Here is a 16,261-nt window from a genome sequence, read left to right as displayed (position 1 = left end):
TACAGTCGTTCGTGCGGCTCATGGCGGTACGCCCCGTTCGAGGAGACACCGAAGGGTGGAGGGCGCGCATGTCCAACGACGTAACGGCACCCGAAGGCGGGGCGCCGATCGTGGCCCCGCCGGCGAACAGGCGGCGGGCACTCTGGGTCGCCACCGGCGTGGCCGGGCTGACCGGGGTCGTCGGGCTGGCGGCGCTGGGTGGCCTCGCCGCCCGCAACGACCGGGCCGGCGATCCGGAACGGGTGGCGGAGAACCGCCCCGCCGCGCCGCAGGAGGCCGGCGACCACCCGTCCGCCGCCGACCCCAAGGGTGGGAACGGGCCCGGCGGGGAGCGTCGGGCCCGGGGTGAGTGGGACGGCGAGGACGAGCCCGGGACGGCCCGCGAGGTTCCCTGCGACGACGACGCCCTGGTCGACGCGCTCGAACTGACCAACCGCGACCACGGCGGCACCCTCAAGCTCGCCGAGAACTGCACCTACGAACTCGGCGTCCAGGACCGCAAGGTCGGCGGCGGCCTGCCCGAGATCACCCAGGACGTCACCATCAAGGGCAACGGCTCCACCATCACCCGCGACGCCGAGGACGCCTTCCGCATCTTCCGCGTCGCCGCCGGCGGCCACCTCACCCTTGAAGACCTGACCGTCTCCGGCGGAAACGCCTCGGTGTCCGCGTACCCGGGTCGACAGGCGACGACGGGCCGGGCGGACGCGGACGGAGACCGGGGCGCCGGTGACGGCGGCGCGCTGCTCGTCGAGCGCGGCGGCAAGGCCCACCTCCGGCGGGTCGATCTGACCCGCAACAACGCCGAGCACGACGGCGGCGCGGTGGCCAACTTCGGCCGGGTGTGGCTCACCGACAGCACGGTCCGGCGCAACCACGCGCGGGGCGACGGTGGCGGCGTCTTCAACCGGGGCCTTCTGACCATCGAGAAGTCCCAGGTCGACGACAACACCGCCGCCGGCAGCGGCGGCGGCGTCGCCAACGGCAACGACGTCGGCGGGCGGCACGGCACGGGCCGCACCGCGACGCCGACCGGTCCCGGCCGCGACCGCGGCGTCGTGGAGATCGCCGGGGCGTGGGACGGCAAGGAGGGCGAGGGCTCCTCGTTGTCGGACAACCGCGCCGGGAAGAACGGTGGCGGCCTGTTCAGCAGCGGCGGCTACGTCACCGTCTCCTTCACCCACATCACCGGCAACACCGCCTGCGAGAACGGCGGCGGCATCTACGCCGAGAACACCGACCTCGACCTCGACAAGGTCGTCGTCGCCAACAACCACGCCGACGGCGACGGCGGCGGCGTGACCAACAGCGGTGACGCGACGATCGCGGACAGCGTCATCGTCGACAACACCGCCAACCGCTTCGGCGGCGGCATCTACAACGGCGAGTGGCTCGTCAAGATCGAAGACGGCTTCCCCACCCGCCAGCACGACGAGGACGACAACGCCGCCCTCACCCTGCGCAACACCGTGGTCAAGGGCAACACCGCCCTCAACGGCGGCGGCATCTTCAACAACAAGGCCACCATCACCCTGACCAAGACCCACGTCACCAAGAACACCGCCACCGACACCGCCAAGCTCCACCGCGTCGCCGGCGGCACCCTCAACAACGAGGGACACGTCACGCTCGACGACGAATCCCTCATCAGCGACAACGACCCCACCAACTGCGCCAACACCGTCAAGGACTGCTTCGCCTGATCGCACCACCACATAACCGGGAGCCCTCCTTCCGCCCCGACCGGCGGAAGGAGGGCCACCAACCCGCCGGCAGGCGCGGGGTCGCACCGCCCGCAGGTCGCCACGTCGGGCGAAACGGAGTGGAACGACCTTGTGGGCACCATCGGGTGATCCCGCCCTCGCTGCGTCAGCCCGCCCCACCCGCACCCTTATGCGGGTTTTTTTCGTATCTGGCCACGAGGCGAACAAAGCTCTCATAAGTTCGTCTTCAGCAGCTACAACCGATTTGTAGCGAAGGCCGCCTCGCCGTGGCGAAGCGACCTTGTCAGGTACAAGGAGAGGGCAGAGAGCTCCGATGTCCAACTACCTTCGCAATAACAATGACGCCACCACCCGCGAGACCAGTTCCCCACTCCGGCGCCGCCGGCTGTGGCTCGCCACCGGCGTCGTGGGCCTGACCGGAGCGGTCAGCCTCGCCGGCGTTGCCTACGCGACCACCGGGGTGACCGGTCCGCACCGGCTCGCCGACGTGAAGTGGTCGACCGCGCAGCAGCTCAGCGACAGTGACCACGGCGACGAGGCCACCGGGGACGAGTACGGCAAGGACGAGCACGGCAAGGACGGCAAGGACGAGCACGGCCAGGAAGGCCGGGACCGGGGTGAGTGGGGCCAGGACCGCGGCGAGTGGGGCGGCGAGGGTGACCACGGCAAGGCCCGCGAGGTTCCCTGCGACGACGACGCCCTGGTCGACGCGCTCGAACTGACCAACCGCGACCACGGCGGCACCCTCAAGCTCGCCGAGAACTGCACCTACGAACTCGGCGTCAAGGACCGCAAGGTCGGCGGCGGCCTGCCCGAGATCACCCAGGACGTCACCATCAAGGGCAACGGCTCCACCATCAAGCGCGACGCCGAGGACACCTTCCGCATCTTCCGCGTCGCCGACGGCGGCCACCTCACGCTCAAGGACCTGACCGTCAAGGGCGGGAACGCGTCCGGGTTCAAGTACCCGGGCGACCCGGCGTCGGTGGCGCCCTCGGCGGCGAACGGCACGGCGACCCTGCCGGCCCCCGTCGCCCCGGCGCAGCCGGCGGTCGCGGGTGCGTCGGCCGCCACCGCGGCCCAGTCCGCCACCGCGCCGGCGCAGCCCGCTCCGGTCGCGGCGCAGGCGGCACCGGCGCAGGCCACGACCGCGTCCGTCACCGCGCCGGCCCAGGCCGCCACCGCGGCCCAGGCCGCACCGGTTGCGGCCCAGGCCGCCACCACGGCGGCGACCGCGACCACGGTCTCGGGTCCGGCCGACGAGGAGGAGAAGCGGAACGAGGGTGACGGCGGCGCGCTCCTGGTCGAGCGCGGCGGCAGCGCCCACCTGTCCAACGTCAAGCTCACCGACAACAACGCCGAGCACAACGGCGGCGCGGTGGCCAACTACGGCCGGGTGTGGCTGGAGGACAGCAAGGTCGTCGACAACCACGCCCAGGGCGACGGTGGCGGCGTCTTCAACCGCGGCATCCTCAAGGTCGAGGAGACCAAGGTCGACGACAACACCGCCGGCGGCAACGGCGGCGGCATCGCCAACGGCAGCGGGCTCGCCGGCAAGCACGGCGCCGACGCCGCAGAGCTGAAGAGCTACGTCCCGTCGGGCAAGCACGACGAGGCCGGCACGGTCGAGATCATCGGTTCCGACCACGGCAAGAACGGTGGCAAGGAGGGCGAGAACTCCTCGCTGTCGGACAACCGCGCCGGGAAGAACGGTGGCGGCCTGTTCAGCAGCGGCGGCTACGTCACCGTCTCCTTCACCCACATCACCGGCAACACCGCCTGCGAGAACGGCGGCGGCATCTACGCCGAGAACACCGACCTCGACCTCGACAAGGTCGTCGTCGCCAACAACCACGCCGACGGCGACGGCGGCGGCGTGGTCATCACCGGCGGCAAGCACTGGGGCTACCCCAACACCAAGGACCAGGGCAGCGCCACCATCGCCGACAGCGTCATCGTCGACAACACCGCCAACCGCTTCGGCGGCGGCATCTACAACGGCGAGTGGCTCGTCAAGATCGAAGACGGCTTCCTCACCCGCGAGCACGACGAGGACGACAACGCCGCCCTCACCCTGCGCAACACCGTCATCAAGGGCAACACCGCCCTCAACGGCGGCGGCATCTTCAACAACAAGGCCACCATCACCCTGACCAAGACCCACGTCACCAAGAACACCGCCACCGACACCAGCAAGCTGCACCGCGTCGCCGGCGGCATCCTCAACAACGAGGGCCGCGTCAAGCTCGACGACGAGTCCCTCATCAGCGACAACGACCCCACCAACTGCGCCAACACCGTCAAGGACTGCTTCAACTGACCTGACGGACCCGGGGTACGGACCGGCCCCCCAGCCACACGTGGCTGGGGGGCCGGTCCGCTGCCGCGATCAGCTCTGCACGAAGACGGCCACGCTGCGCGCCGGCACGGTGAACGTGCCACCGGCCCGGTCGAACGAGGCGGTCCGCAGCGCCGGGTCGGCGGAGTTCCGCAGCACCGGGTGCAGCGCCACATTCGCCCCGCGCAGGCCGGTCACGGTCTGCTTCGCCGTCTCCGGGGTGGCGTTGAAGACCACCGTCACCGACTTCCACGTGCCGCCCAACCCACGGGCGTCGAGCGTCATGGTCAGCACGCCCGGGGTCTCCTTCGCCCCGGACAGCGGGAACGCGACCCGCTTCTGCACCTGCTCGGCGGTGGGCAGGCCGAACACCGGCGAGGACCGGCGGATCCGCAGCAGCTCGGCGTACCGGGCGTCGGCCAGGTCGACCGCCGCGCAGTCCGGCACCAGCTTCGGATCGGCCAGCAGCGGCTTCGCGTACGGCCACTTGTCCTTGTTGTCCTGCTCCGGCGGGAGGCCGGCGCCGAAGCCGTTGCCCTGGGCGCAGTCCCAGCGGATCTGGTTGAACCAGTCCCCGGAGTTGAACGAGTTGCGGTCCAGCGACTTCGAGCGCAGCCGCTCCGAGCCGGCCGTGACGAACCCGGTCCCCTGCCCGAACGCGGTGGTGGCCAACGCGAGCACCTGCATCCGGGCCCGGTCCTGCGCCGAGGTGCCCTGCGGCAGCTTGTACGCCAACGCGTCGTACAGGATCTCGTTGTCGTGCGCGTCGACGTAGGTGACCGCCTCGCCCGGCGCGGCGGTGTAGCCGGCCGGGGAGCCGTTGTAGTCGACCTGCGCCCCGGTGACCGTCTTCCCGGCGGAGTCGGTGAACCGGTAGTCGCGCAGGTTACCGGTCAGGCCCACCTTGATCAGGTCGTGGGCGTGCAGCAGCCGGGCCTTCTGCTCGGCGGCCGAGCCGTTGACCTCGTCGCCGTTCGGGTCGGTGTACAGGCCGGAGGCGAAGCCCTGCACCCGCGGGTTGGCGTCGAACGGGCCGCCGCCACGCACCGCGTCGCGGAGCCGGTCGTTGAACGTGCCGATCCCGGTGCCGGCCATGTTGGCCTGGGTGGCCTGGACGAACCGGGCGTCGTTGGCGACCTCGCCGAAGTTCCAGCCCTCGCCGTACAGCATGATCTTCTTGCCGTCGACGCCGTCGCGGGCGGGCGTGAGCTTGTCCAGCGCGGCCCGCACGGCCAGGATGTTCGCCTTCGGGTGGTGACCCATCAGGTCGAACCGGAAGCCGTCCACCTTGTACGCCTTCGCCCAGGTGACAAGCGAGTCCACCACGAGCTTGCCCATCATGGCGTGTTCCGGGGCGGTGTTGGCGCAGCAGGTCGAGTTGGCGACCGTGCCGTCGTCCAGCAGCCGGTGGTAGTAGCCCGGCACCACCTGGTCGAGCACCGACTTCCCGTCGGTGCCGGCGGCCGAGGTGTGGTTGTAGACCACGTCCATGACCACCCGCAGGCCGGCCTGGTTCACCCCGGCGACCATCTGCCGGAACTCGGTGGTGCGCTTCGCGCCGTTCGGGTCGACCGCGTAGCCGCCCTCCGGCACCGTGTAGTGCAGCGGGTCGTACCCCCAGTTGTAGCCGTCCTTGTCGGCCACCGCCGCGACGCACTTCTGCTGCTGGTCCGAGTCCGGCGGCAACGTGGCCAGGTCGCAGGCCGGCTGGGCCTGGTCGGCCCGCTTCTCCGGAATGGTGGCGAAGTCGAACGCCGGCAGCAGGTGCAGGTAGTTGACCCCGGCGTCGCCGAGCGCCCGCAGGTGCTTCATCCCGGCCGTGTTCGGGTCGGTGAACGCGAGGTAGGTGCCCCGCTTCTCGGCCGGCACGGTGCCGTCGGCGATGGAGAAGTCGCGTACCGACAGCTCGGAGATCTGCGCCTTCGACGCGGGCACGGCCGCCGGCTTACGCAGCTTCGCCCAGCCGGCCGGCGCCAGCGCCGGGTCGGTCAGGTCGACGATCTGGCTGTGCGTGGAGTCCGGCGCGAGCGCCACCGAGTACGGGTCGGTCACCGACGCGGTGACCACCTTCTGCGCCGCCGGCTGCCAGGCTTCGACCTGGTAGCGGTAGTAGCGGCCGGTCCACGCCGTGGTGCCGCGCACCGACCAGACGCCGGTGCGGTCGTTGCGGCTCATCGCCACCGTGCTCGGCTGCGCGGTGGGCGAGTCGAACAGTTGCAGCGACACCTTCCGCGCGGTCGGCGCCCACACCGCGAGCGTGGGCACCCGGCCGGCGAACGTCGGGCCGAGCTTCACCCCGATGGCCGCCGCGTAGACGTCGTCCAGCACGCCGGGGATCTGCACGCCGGTGGCGCTGAGCAGCGCGCCCTCGGCGTCCCGCTCGGTGACCACGAGCTGCCCGCGCAGCGCCGCCGGCACCTTGGCCAGGTCGGCGCGGTCAAGCGTGAACGCGTGATAGGCCCAGAGCTGGGGGTACGCCTGCCGTTGCGCCTCGGTCAGCCCGTTGCGCTGCGCCCGCAGCGGCAGCGTGGTGTACGTGCCGGTCAGCTCGCCGTCGGCGACGCCGATCCCGCCGGCCGGAGCCGTGACGAGCGCGTACTTCTTGCCGTCGGTCGGGCCGGTGGCCCAGGCGACGGTGGACCTGTCGATCCACTGCGCCTTCTGCTTGGCGATGTCGACGTCCTTGGCCGTGCCGGAGCTGGTCGCCGGCAGCAGCCGGCCCTTGACGCCGGCCAGCAGCCAGACCTCGTGCCCGACGCCGGTGAGGTCGAGCCGCTGGTCGTCCGGCTGATCCTTCTCGTCGCCGTGGTGGATGATGTAGCTCAGCCCGGTCGCGCCGGCCGCCAGGGGCACCCGGAACACCGCGCCGTACGCGTCGATCTTCTCCGGCTTCAGCGGGGCGGCCCAGTCGGTCGGGTTGGCCGCGCCGTCCCAGAGGTGCAGGCCCCAGCCGTCGTAGTTGCCGTCGGCCTTGCGCCAGTGGATGACCGCGGTGTTCTGGTCGACCGGCGGGGCGGGCTCGCCGGTGGCCGCCTCGCGGGTCGGGTAGAGCGTCGGGTCGCCCTGCTTGACCCAGACCTCGCCGGTCTGCGTCACGTCGATGGTGCGGTCGTTCGCCACGTCCTTGTTGCCGTCTCTGTCGACCACCAGGAAGCCGACCGACTTCGCGCCGGGCTTGAGCTTCACCCAGGCGAACCGGCCGTACGCGTCCTCCCCGGCGAACGGCTGCCCCTTGGGCCACTCGGTGGCGTACGCCGGGTCGATGTCGCCCCAGGCGTAGAGCCCCCAGTCGGCGTAGCCGCCGGCCGGGCGCTGGTAGTGCACGATCGCCCAGTCCCGGGACGCGCCCTGGGCCGGGGTGCCGACCGTGCCGGTGGTGCGGGCGGTGGCGGTCCGGCCCTTGCCGTCGCGGACCACCGCCTTGTATTCCACGGTCGCGCCGCCGGGCAGGCCGGTCAGGTCGTGGTGGACCGTGTACGGCGCGCGGTCGGCGGTGCCCAGCAGCGTCCACTTCCCGCCGGGGACCTTCGCGGCGAACGTGACGGTGGCGAGCGGGTCGCCGCCGATCTGGGCGGTGATCGCGGTCTTGCCGGCCACCGGGGCGTCACCCGGCTCGGTCAGCGTGATCGTCGGGGCCGCGCCGGCCTGCGGGATGGCCCGGTCGGCCTTGAGCACCACTGCCGACATGGCCGGCACGGTCAGGCTCAGCTTGCCGTCGGCGCCGGCCGTGGCGGTCGCGGTGTCGCCGTAGATGCCGGTGAAGCGGGCGCCGGCCGACCAGGTGTCCACCGTGACAGTCTGCGGGGTCGAGGCGTTGTTCACCGCCGCGACGTGTTCCACCCGCTGCGAGGGCAGGACGCGGGAGAACGCGAACACGCCGGGGCCGTCGGCCGCGTACCGGGTGACCTGGATGCCGTCGCGCAGCGCCGGGTGCGCCGCCCGCAGCCCGCCCAGCTCGGCGATGGTGCGGTAGAGCGGGTGCCGGGTGTCGTACTGGTCGGCGGCGTGGGTGCGGGTGGTGCCGATCAGGTCGTCGTCGAGGTAGTCCGCGGTCTTCGAGGCGAACATGTCCTGGCGGGCGTCCTTGTCCCCGCCGGGGCCGGTGAAGCCCTGCTCGTCGCCGGAGTACACCACCGGCTGGCCGCGGGTGAGGAACATCAGTTGGTGCGCGAGCTGGTCGCGGCGGAGCTGGGTGGCGTCGTCCCCGCCGGCCGCGGCGATGAACGAGCCGATCCGGCCCATGTCGTGGTTGCCGAGGAACGTGGGCAGCCGGTTGGCGTCGGTGTCGCGCGCCGAGTAGAGGTCGTCCTTGGCGTACACGTCGGCGAGGGCCTTGGCCGAGCCGTCGGCGGCGGTGTAGCCGCGCGCCGCCTCCTGGAACGAGAAGTCGAGCGTGGCCGGCAGGCCGCCCTGCCGCACGTACGTCGACTCGATCTCCTGGTCGGCGCTGTAGACCTCGCCGAACATGAAGAAGTCCTTCTTGCCGGCCTTCGCCGCGTAGGCGTCGATGCCGCGGGTGAACTGCGGCCAGAAGTCGAGGTTGGCGTGCTTGACGGTGTCCAGGCGGAAGCCGTCGACGCCGGCCTTGCCGATCCACTGCCCGTAGATGTCGGTCATACCGCGGACCACCTCGGGACGCTCGGTCCACAGGTCGTCGAGGCCGAAGAAGTCGCCGTACTCGCTGTTCTCCCCGGCGAACGTGGAGTCACCGCGGTTGTGGTACATGGTCGGGTCGTTGAGCCACGCCGGGACCTTGACCTTCGCGTCGGCCGGGCTGGCGAACGTCGGGGTGTACGGGAACGAATCCCGGTTGACCTGCGGGAACTTCCGGGTGCCGTCGGCGTAGTTGCGGTCCTCGAACGCCCGCCCCTGCGCGTCGGTGTAGGGCGCGGTCTTCTTGTCGACGTAGCCGTACTTGTCCTCGGCGTAGCGGATGACGTCGGCGGTGTGGTTGACGATGATGTCGAGGTAGACCTTGATGCCGCGCCGGTGCGCGAGGTCGACCAGCTTCTTCAGCTCGGCGTTGGTGCCGAAGTGCGGGTCGACCTGGGTGAAGTCGGTGATCCAGTAGCCGTGGTAGCCGGCCGAGACGTCGGCGCCGGTGCCCTGCACGGGCCGGTTCTTGAAGATCGGGGCGAGCCAGATGGCGGTGGTGCCCATCCCCTGGATGTAGTCCATCTTGTCGATGACGCCCTTGAGGTCACCGCCGTGGTAGAAGCCCTTGTCCGCCGGGTCGAGGCCGGTGGCGAGCCGGTCGCCGCGCAGGCCGCCGGTGTCGTTGCGCTTGTCGCCGTTGGCGAAGCGGTCCGGCAGCACGAAGTAGAACTGCTCCGCCTTGGCGGTGGTGGCGCCCGCCTTCAGCAGCGCCTCGGCGGACGGCTCCCGGTTCCACTGGGGGGCGTTGCCGGCGGCCAGCACGTCGGGGGTGACGGCGCGGTCGGTGCCGTCGGCGCCGAGCTGGTGGAGGGCCACCGGCACGCCGACGAGGGTGAGTACGAGGGAGGAGACCAGGGCGAGCAACGCCTTGGGGGATATCGGCGTCGGTTTCATCGACGGCCTTTCTCTGGTCGCTGATTCGCCCGCACGCTAGCTCTTGCCGAAACATTCTGCAATAGCTTGCAAACAAAGTCGAAACACGACAGCCGTCTTGCAAAACCGTCCGGACCACGCGCCGTCGTCCGGACGGCTGGATCAGAGCCCGGCGCAGGTCACGCCGTCGACCGTGCAACTCTCCGGACGGGTGGTGCCGGTCCGTTCCAGGTGGAAGCGCACCGGCACCGACGCGCCCGCCGCCAGGTCGACGCCGCTGCGGTACGTGAAGACGCCGCCGTCGAAACCGAACGTGCCCTGTTCGACGCCCTCCACCCAGGCGGTGACCAGCCGACCCTGCGGGAACGTCAGCCGCACCGTCCAGCCGTGCGGCGTACCCCCGGTGTTGACCAGCCGCACCTCGCCGATGAAGCCGCCGTCGAAGCTGCTCGCCACCGCGTACCGGCCGGTCACCGCGGACGGCGGCGCCGGCGGGGGCGGGGGCGGCGACTGCGGCGCCGGACGCACCTCACCCCGCGGACCGCCTGTCGACACGGCCGGCGTCGGCCTGGCCGGCAGCACCGTCGACCGGGGCGACAGCCCCGGGACCACCGGGCGGCCGGCCGTGCTCGGCGGACCGCCCGGCACGCTGGGTGAGGTCGCCGTGGCGGTCGGCAGCTCCGGCAGCGACATCGCCGGATCGGTGGGCGACGCCGGGAACGTCCGCCGGCCCCGCACCGAGCCGAGCGCCACCACCAGCAGCACCACCATCACGATCACGCCGATCGCGACGACCACCCAGGGCGACGAGGTGATGGCGGACCCGGTCGACGGGGTGGCGCGACGCGTGCGGGACATGTTCCTCCTGTTCGCCGGGCCGGGCCAGCCTAGCCACCGACACCCGGGTGCGGCGAGCGGTCCGTTCGGGTCTGACCCGCGGCTCGGCGACCTGATACGTTGCACGCCGATCGATGACCACAATGGCTCGTGCAGCGGCAGGACGGGTGGCCAGTGACAGAGTGGCAGGGCAACATCCGGCGGGCGTCCACAACTGACGCCGCCGTCGTGACCGGGATCCTCGCCGAGGCGTTCATGCGGGACCCGGTGAGCGGTTGGATCTTCCCGGCGGACGACCACCGGGCGCGGGTGCACCCCGCCTTCTTCGGGCCGTTCGTCGCGTTGGCGCTGCGGACCGGCGAGGTCCACGTGGCCGGCGACGGGCTGGGCGCCACGCTCTGGCTGCCGGTCGGCGACGACCACGGCGCCGACGAGGGCGACGAGTTCGCCGAGCTGGAGGCCACCATCGGGCCGGACGCGATGAAGCGGTTCGGCATGCTCGACGAGCAGATGAGCGCCAACCACCCGGCCGAGCCGCACTGGTACCTGCCGTTCATCGCGGTGCACCCGGCACACCACGGCAAGGGCGTGGGCTCGGCGCTGCTGCGCGACAAGCTGGCCGAGTTGGACCGGGCCGGCACCGCCGCGTACCTGGAGGCCAGCTCGGCGCGGAACGCGGCGCTCTACGAGCGGCTCGGCTTCCGCCGCCGGTCGACCACCCTGGACCTGCCGGACGGGCCCAGCCTCTACCCGATGTGGCGCGAGCCGGCCTGACCTGGCCCGTCCCGTCCCGGTCCGCCGGGGCGGGACGTCATCGGCGGCAGGTCACCGACGGACCGTCGTGGTGCTGGCGTCCAACGCGCCCACCACGGCGGCCAGCAGCCCGTCGAGCTGCGCCGGCAGGAACCGACGGCAGTCCCGCATCCGGCCGCCGACCTGCGGGTCGAAGATGTGCGCGGCGAGCCCGACGGCCTCGGCGAGGCTCGCCAGCAGCAGCGTGCCCGGGTCCAGCTCGGCCGGGGACGAGTGCATCAGCATGGCGGTCAGGCGTACCCGTGGCGAGGCCGCCTGGTTCGGGTCGGTGGCCGGCCAGCGCACCTGACGGCCGATCAGCTTGCCCTGCTCCCGACGCAGCACGCCGGCGGTGACCAGCCGCGTCCCGACCCGCTCGTTGATGTTGAGCTGGGTCCGCAGGTAGCGGATCCACAACCGGGCCGGGTGCGCGCCCTCCCGACGCAGGATCTCGGTGATCAGCAGATCGGTCAACGGTTCCTGCCAGAGCCGCGGGTCGACCGCGGCGATGCCGCCACCGTCGAGCGCGATCCGTCCCTCGAACATCAGCTCGGCGAGCGCGGCGCCGGCCAACCCGCACTCCAGCCGGTCGACGGCGACATGCGGCTTACCGGTGAACTCGTCATGTCCGATGAGGAACAGCGCATCGGCTAGCCGGTACGTGGCTTGTGCCCCGGGGTAGGTCATGGTCCATCCTCGAACGGTGGCCGTGATCGTCGACACGGGACGGTACGGCATGACCACGCACAGCTCAATTCCGGTCGTACACACGCGCCCTAATCGATATCGAAGCGGGGTTGTGACGATCCGTGATCACCAATACCCTGCCTGAGGCTGTTCCGAAGTAGACATCCTCAACCCCTTCCCCTCCCCTGGAGAAGCCTTGTCCTCCGATCCGTTCTTCTCCGACGGTGGGCTACGCCGCGGCCGTCTCGGCACCGCCCATCTCGTCTTCTTCACCGTCGCCGCCTCCGCCCCGCTGACCGTTCTCGGCGGTGGCGTCACCACCATGTACGCGGTCAGCGGCAACATCGGCGCCGCGCTGGGTTACGTCCTGCTCGCGGCCGTGCTCGCCATCTTCGCCACCGGCTACGCCGCGATGAGCCGGTACGTCGCCAACGCGGGCGCGTTCTACGCGTACATCGCCAACGGCCTCGGCCGGGCCGGCGGGGTGGCCGGCTCGGCGGTCGCGCTGGCCGCGTACAACGCCATCCAGATCGGTCTCTACGGGCTGTTCGGCGCCATCATGTCGGACTTCATGTCGACCAAGGCCGGGCTGGACCTCAAGTGGTGGGTCTGGGCGCTGCTGGCCTGGGTCTTCATCGGCGTGCTGGGCGTGCTGCGCATCGACCTGAACGCCAGCGTCCTCGCGGTGCTGCTGGTCCTGGAGTGCGTGGCCGTGCTGATCTTCGACCTGGTGGCGTTCGCCCACCCGGCCGGCGGCGCCGTCACCACCGCCGGCATCAGCCCCGGCCACCTGTTCGGGGCCGGGTTCGGCGCGGTGCTGGCGTTCACCATCGCCTCCTTCACCGGCTTCGAGAGCGGCGCCATCTACAGCGAGGAGGTCAGGGACCCGCGGCGCACCGTGGCCCGGGCCACCTACATCGCGGTCGCGTTCACCGGCCTGTTCTACGCCTTCTCCGCCTGGGCGCTGACGGTGCTGACCGGGCCGGAGAACGCGCCGCAGGCCAGCGCCGAGGCCGGCCCCGGCGTGATCTTCGGGGCGCTCGACCAGTACTCCGGCGCCGTGGTCGCGGACATCGCCAACGTCCTGTTCATCACCAGCGTGCTGGCCGCCCTGCTGTCGTTCCACAACGGCGTGGCCCGCTACCTGTTCGCGCTCGGCCGGGAGAACGTCCTGCCCCGCTTCCTCGGCGCGACCTCCAGCCGCAGCGGCGCCCCGGTCGCCGGTTCGCTGGTGCAGAGCATCCTGGCCGTGGTGGTCTTCGTGGGGTTCGCGATGTCCGGGCGGGACCCGGTCATCGACCTGTTCACCTGGCTGTCCGGCTCGGCCGCGGTCGGCGTGGTGCTGCTGATGACGCTCACCTCGGCCTCCGTCGTCGGCTTCTTCCGGGGCCGTGGCGGCCCGGAGTCGGCCTGGCAGCGGGCGATCGCCCCGGCGCTCGGCACCGTCCTGCTCACCGCCGTGCTGCTGGTGCTGCTGTTCAACTTCGACGCGCTGCTCGCGCCGGACACCGCCGGCTACCTCAAGTGGCTGCTGCCGGCGATCCCGGTGGTGGCCGGCGTGCTCGGCCTGATCTGGGGCGGCGTGCTGCGCACCAGCCGGCCGGACACCTACCGGCGGATCGGCCAGCTCGACGAGGAGGGCCTCCACGAGCCCGGCCTGCACTCGGCCCCCGAGCCCGACCGCTGGGCCCGCAGCCACCGCTGAGCACGTAAGGCGGGGCCCCTTCTTAACGCCTTCGGTAGAGGAGGGGGCCCCGCTTAACACCCGGGGTGGCGGCTCAGGCGGTGCGGATGACGGTGCAGATGGCCGGGCCCTCGTCGGTGGCCCGCAGCAGGTAGCGGTAGTGCTCGCCGGGCACCGCGCCACCCTGGCTGTCCAGGAACTCCCACCGCACCGCCACCTCGGTGAGCAGCGCCGAGACCTGCTGCACGTCTTCGATCTGCGCGTTCGCGGCGACCAGCTCCCGCTCCTGGTAGTCGGGCGCGGCGCCGACGAAGCTCAGCGCCACCGCCGCCGGCGAGGTGAACGAGAAGCTGTAGGTGTCGGCGACCACCAGCCCGGGCAGGGCGTAGCAGGCGGCGATGGCCGGCACGTCGGCGGTGGTCAGCGCCACGCCGTACCTGTCGAAGAAGTCGGAGAGCGTGTCGAGGTCGGTGGAAGCCGTCACGACGCTCTCCATTACCGGCCCGCCAGCCCGGCAAACCTGGTCAGCGCGGTGGGATGCGCACCTCGATCTCCTTGCCGAGCTGCGCGCCGCCGGTCAGGGCCAGGTCGTCACCGCTCCAGAACCGTCCCGGGTCGTACCAGTTGGGCCGGCGGCCGGCCGGCAGCAACCCCATCGCCTCGTAGGTCACCGCCACCACCTCCGCGCAGTACGCGGTCTCCAGCGCCCGGTCACGCACCGACGCCCCGTCCGCACCCGGTGCGCCGGCACCGCCCGCTGCCCGGCCCGCGCCCGGTGTGCCGCCAGCGTCCGGGCTGGACGGTTGCCGGCGCGGCATCGGCACCCGACCCCGGGCCCAGCGCCAGGCGAGCTGCGCGGTCGACGGGAACGGGGTGCCGTCCAGACGCGCCACGGTACGCAGCACCGCCTCCTCCATGGCGACGTCGGCGGGCGGTTCGAGCTGACGCAGCCAGCCCCGCTGGCCGTACCGGTTGGCCCACACGCAGACCGCGTCGCGCAGGTCGTGCAACTGCACCCCGCGCTGGCGGGTGCCGGTCCACATGTCCGGCAGCGAACGGCCCAGCTCCGCGTGCCACATCAACGGCGGCATGTCGTCCAGCACCACCGCCATGCCCACGTGGTTCACCGGGCTGTTGGTGGTGAACTGGATGGCGCGATCGGGCACGCTGCGCCCACGGAACACCCACAGGTCGCCGGTGCGGGTCAGCTCCACGGCCTCGTCCAGGCTGATGCTCATGGAGGACTACCCTAAGCCGATGCGGCAACGGATGCGGTGGTGGAAGGTGCTCGGCCTGGCCGGCCTGGCGGGCGTCGCGGCGACGGGCGTGGTGGTGGCCCGGGCGGAGCGGCAGCGCCGGGCGTACACACCGGAGGAGATCCGGGACCGGCTGCGGGAACGGCACGCCAAGGCGTCCTCCTCCTGATCCGGCGAGAACCGGGGCGGCGCGCGACGACGCGCTGCCCTAACATCGCCGTCATGGGAAACAGTTTCTGGGAGACACAGTTTGTGCTCGACCCGCCGGCTGCCCCCGTCGAACGACACGGCGAGGTCGACCTGCACCTGCCGACCGGCGACGGCCCGCACCCCGCGGTCGTGGTGGTGCACGGCGTTCCCGGGCCGCCCGACGCACCCGACACCCGGGACTGGCCGCTCTACCGGGGCTACGGCGCGCTCCTCGCCGACCAGGGCGTGGTGGTCGCGCTCCCCCGGCTCGCCGTGACCAGCCCCGACGACCTGCGCACGGTCGCCGCCCGCGTCGCCGACGCGGCCGACCTGCTCCGCGCCGATCCCCGCGTCGACCCGCAGCGGCTGGCGCTCTGGTTCTTCTCCGGCGCCGGGCTGCTGCTCGGCGACTGGCTCCGCGACCCGCCCCGCTGGCTGCGCGGTCTCGCCGCGACGTACCCGCTGCTGGCCCCGCTCCCCGAATGGCCACCGGTCGACCCGCGTTTCCACCCGCTCGACGCCCTGACGACGGTCGACGCCGGCCGGCCACCGCTCGTGCTGACCCGGGCCGGTCGGGAGCGGCCCGAGGTCACGTCCACCATCGCGGCGTTCACGGCTGCCGCAACCCGGCACGGGCTGCCGCTGTACCTGGTCGACGTGCCGGACGGACGACACGGGTTCGACGCCCTGGACCACACCGAGGAGTCGCGCGCCGCGGTACGCGACGCCCGCGACGCACTGCTCGCCCTGCTCACCGCATGACCACCCAGCCGAAGTGCCGACACCCTCGGCGCACCCAACCGGTCCGCCTGGGCGGCAGGAGCCCGCCTCACCACGCTGATCATGAAGTTGGCTGCCGGATTGTCGGCGTGTCGACCCGCCAACTTCATGATCAGCGCGGTGGGTGAACGTTTTGCTCAACGGGGGCGGTGGAGATCTTGGTACGTATTGGGCCGCGGAGGTGCGGTTCGGTACCGAGATCTCCACCGGGTTCACCCTTCGGCGGGCTCCGGGTTGAGGGGCGCCCTGGGGTGCGGGATGTGCGGTTTCGTGGCACTTGGGCGGGGCTGCGGTGAGGTGCCCCGGGGGCGAGTGTCGGGTTTGGGTCGGTGTGGGGTGGTCGGGGTCACTGGCTCGGCGGAATGGCCGCCGGGGGCGGGGTGTTATACCTGGCAGACCGCGTGGAGCCCGGCCCTCGGGCCGCTGGGCAGCCCCGGTCGGAATG

Annotated in this window: 11 protein-coding genes; 6 read left to right on the top strand and 5 right to left on the bottom strand. The window is 71.8% G+C overall.

The window, feature by feature from the left end:
- Positions 1-68 precede the first annotated feature (68 nt).
- Complete coding sequence (locus ACLQ2W_RS24760; protein ID WP_425789062.1) at positions 69-1,703, top strand: hypothetical protein; 1,635 nt, start codon at positions 69-71, stop codon at positions 1,701-1,703.
- Positions 1,704-2,037: 334 nt separating this feature from the next.
- Entirely contained in the window at positions 2,038-4,044 is a 2,007-nt protein-coding gene (locus tag ACLQ2W_RS24755; RefSeq protein ID WP_425789060.1) for a hypothetical protein, read from the top strand.
- A gap of 69 nt (positions 4,045-4,113) precedes the next feature.
- Here the strand turns inward: ACLQ2W_RS24755 and pulA are convergent, their stop codons facing one another.
- Complete coding sequence (gene pulA, locus ACLQ2W_RS24750) at positions 4,114-9,612, bottom strand: pullulanase-type alpha-1,6-glucosidase (RefSeq protein ID WP_425789058.1); 5,499 nt, start codon at positions 9,610-9,612, stop codon at positions 4,114-4,116.
- Positions 9,613-9,753: 141 nt separating this feature from the next.
- Positions 9,754-10,449, bottom strand: a complete 696-nt coding sequence (locus tag ACLQ2W_RS24745) for a cellulose binding domain-containing protein (protein WP_425789056.1) — start codon at positions 10,447-10,449, stop codon at positions 9,754-9,756.
- A 153-nt stretch (positions 10,450-10,602) separates the two neighbouring features.
- Here ACLQ2W_RS24745 and ACLQ2W_RS24740 point away from each other — a divergent pair, with 153 nt between their 5' ends.
- Positions 10,603-11,202 (top strand): GNAT family N-acetyltransferase, encoded by a 600-nt coding sequence (locus ACLQ2W_RS24740; RefSeq protein ID WP_425789054.1) that lies wholly within the window; start codon positions 10,603-10,605, stop codon positions 11,200-11,202.
- 51 nt (positions 11,203-11,253) lie between these two features.
- Here ACLQ2W_RS24740 and ACLQ2W_RS24735 read toward each other — a convergent pair whose 3' ends face one another.
- Entirely contained in the window at positions 11,254-11,907 is a 654-nt protein-coding gene (locus tag ACLQ2W_RS24735) for a GOLPH3/VPS74 family protein (protein ID WP_281938684.1), read from the bottom strand.
- 196 nt (positions 11,908-12,103) lie between these two features.
- On the opposite strand from ACLQ2W_RS24735, the gene ACLQ2W_RS24730 reads away from it, so the two are divergent.
- The gene (locus tag ACLQ2W_RS24730) at positions 12,104-13,612 is read left to right on the top strand and encodes an APC family permease (RefSeq protein ID WP_425789051.1); all 1,509 of its coding nucleotides are present in this window, start codon (positions 12,104-12,106) and stop codon (positions 13,610-13,612) included.
- Positions 13,613-13,685: 73 nt separating this feature from the next.
- Here ACLQ2W_RS24730 and ACLQ2W_RS24725 read toward each other — a convergent pair whose 3' ends face one another.
- On the bottom strand, positions 13,686-14,075 hold the full coding sequence (locus ACLQ2W_RS24725) for a hypothetical protein (RefSeq protein ID WP_343446120.1): 390 nt from the start codon (positions 14,073-14,075) through the stop codon (positions 13,686-13,688).
- A 40-nt stretch (positions 14,076-14,115) separates the two neighbouring features.
- The gene (locus ACLQ2W_RS24720; RefSeq protein ID WP_425789049.1) at positions 14,116-14,829 is read right to left on the bottom strand and encodes a hypothetical protein; all 714 of its coding nucleotides are present in this window, start codon (positions 14,827-14,829) and stop codon (positions 14,116-14,118) included.
- On the opposite strand from ACLQ2W_RS24720, the gene ACLQ2W_RS24715 reads away from it, so the two are divergent.
- On the top strand, positions 14,828-15,016 hold the full coding sequence (locus tag ACLQ2W_RS24715) for a hypothetical protein (RefSeq protein WP_146180017.1): 189 nt from the start codon (positions 14,828-14,830) through the stop codon (positions 15,014-15,016). The genes ACLQ2W_RS24720 and ACLQ2W_RS24715 overlap by 2 nt on opposite strands.
- Positions 15,017-15,069: 53 nt before the next feature.
- Entirely contained in the window at positions 15,070-15,798 is a 729-nt protein-coding gene (locus ACLQ2W_RS24710) for a hypothetical protein (protein WP_425789047.1), read from the top strand.
- Positions 15,799-16,261 lie beyond the last annotated feature (463 nt).

Origin of the sequence: Micromonospora sp. DT227, from assembly GCF_049841835.1 — a bacterium.
Taxonomy (GTDB): domain Bacteria; phylum Actinomycetota; class Actinomycetes; order Mycobacteriales; family Micromonosporaceae; genus Micromonospora.
Note: the sequence above shows the minus strand (reverse complement) of the source record. Positions and strands in the feature narration are given on the sequence as shown.

Excerpts from the sequence above, each read along its gene's own strand:
- ACLQ2W_RS24735 (WP_281938684.1), bottom strand. The coding sequence starts at position 11,907 with ATGACCTACCCCGGGGCACAAGCCACGTACCGGCTAGCCGATGCGCTG.
- pulA (WP_425789058.1), bottom strand. The coding sequence starts at position 9,612 with ATGAAACCGACGCCGATATCCCCCAAGGCGTTGCTCGCCCTGGTCTCC.
- ACLQ2W_RS24715 (WP_146180017.1), top strand. The coding sequence starts at position 14,828 with ATGGAGGACTACCCTAAGCCGATGCGGCAACGGATGCGGTGGTGGAAG.
- ACLQ2W_RS24710 (WP_425789047.1), top strand. The coding sequence starts at position 15,070 with ATGGGAAACAGTTTCTGGGAGACACAGTTTGTGCTCGACCCGCCGGCT.
- ACLQ2W_RS24720 (WP_425789049.1), bottom strand. The coding sequence starts at position 14,829 with ATGAGCATCAGCCTGGACGAGGCCGTGGAGCTGACCCGCACCGGCGAC.
- ACLQ2W_RS24745 (WP_425789056.1), bottom strand. The coding sequence starts at position 10,449 with ATGTCCCGCACGCGTCGCGCCACCCCGTCGACCGGGTCCGCCATCACC.
- ACLQ2W_RS24760 (WP_425789062.1), top strand. The coding sequence starts at position 69 with ATGTCCAACGACGTAACGGCACCCGAAGGCGGGGCGCCGATCGTGGCC.
- ACLQ2W_RS24755 (WP_425789060.1), top strand. The coding sequence starts at position 2,038 with ATGTCCAACTACCTTCGCAATAACAATGACGCCACCACCCGCGAGACC.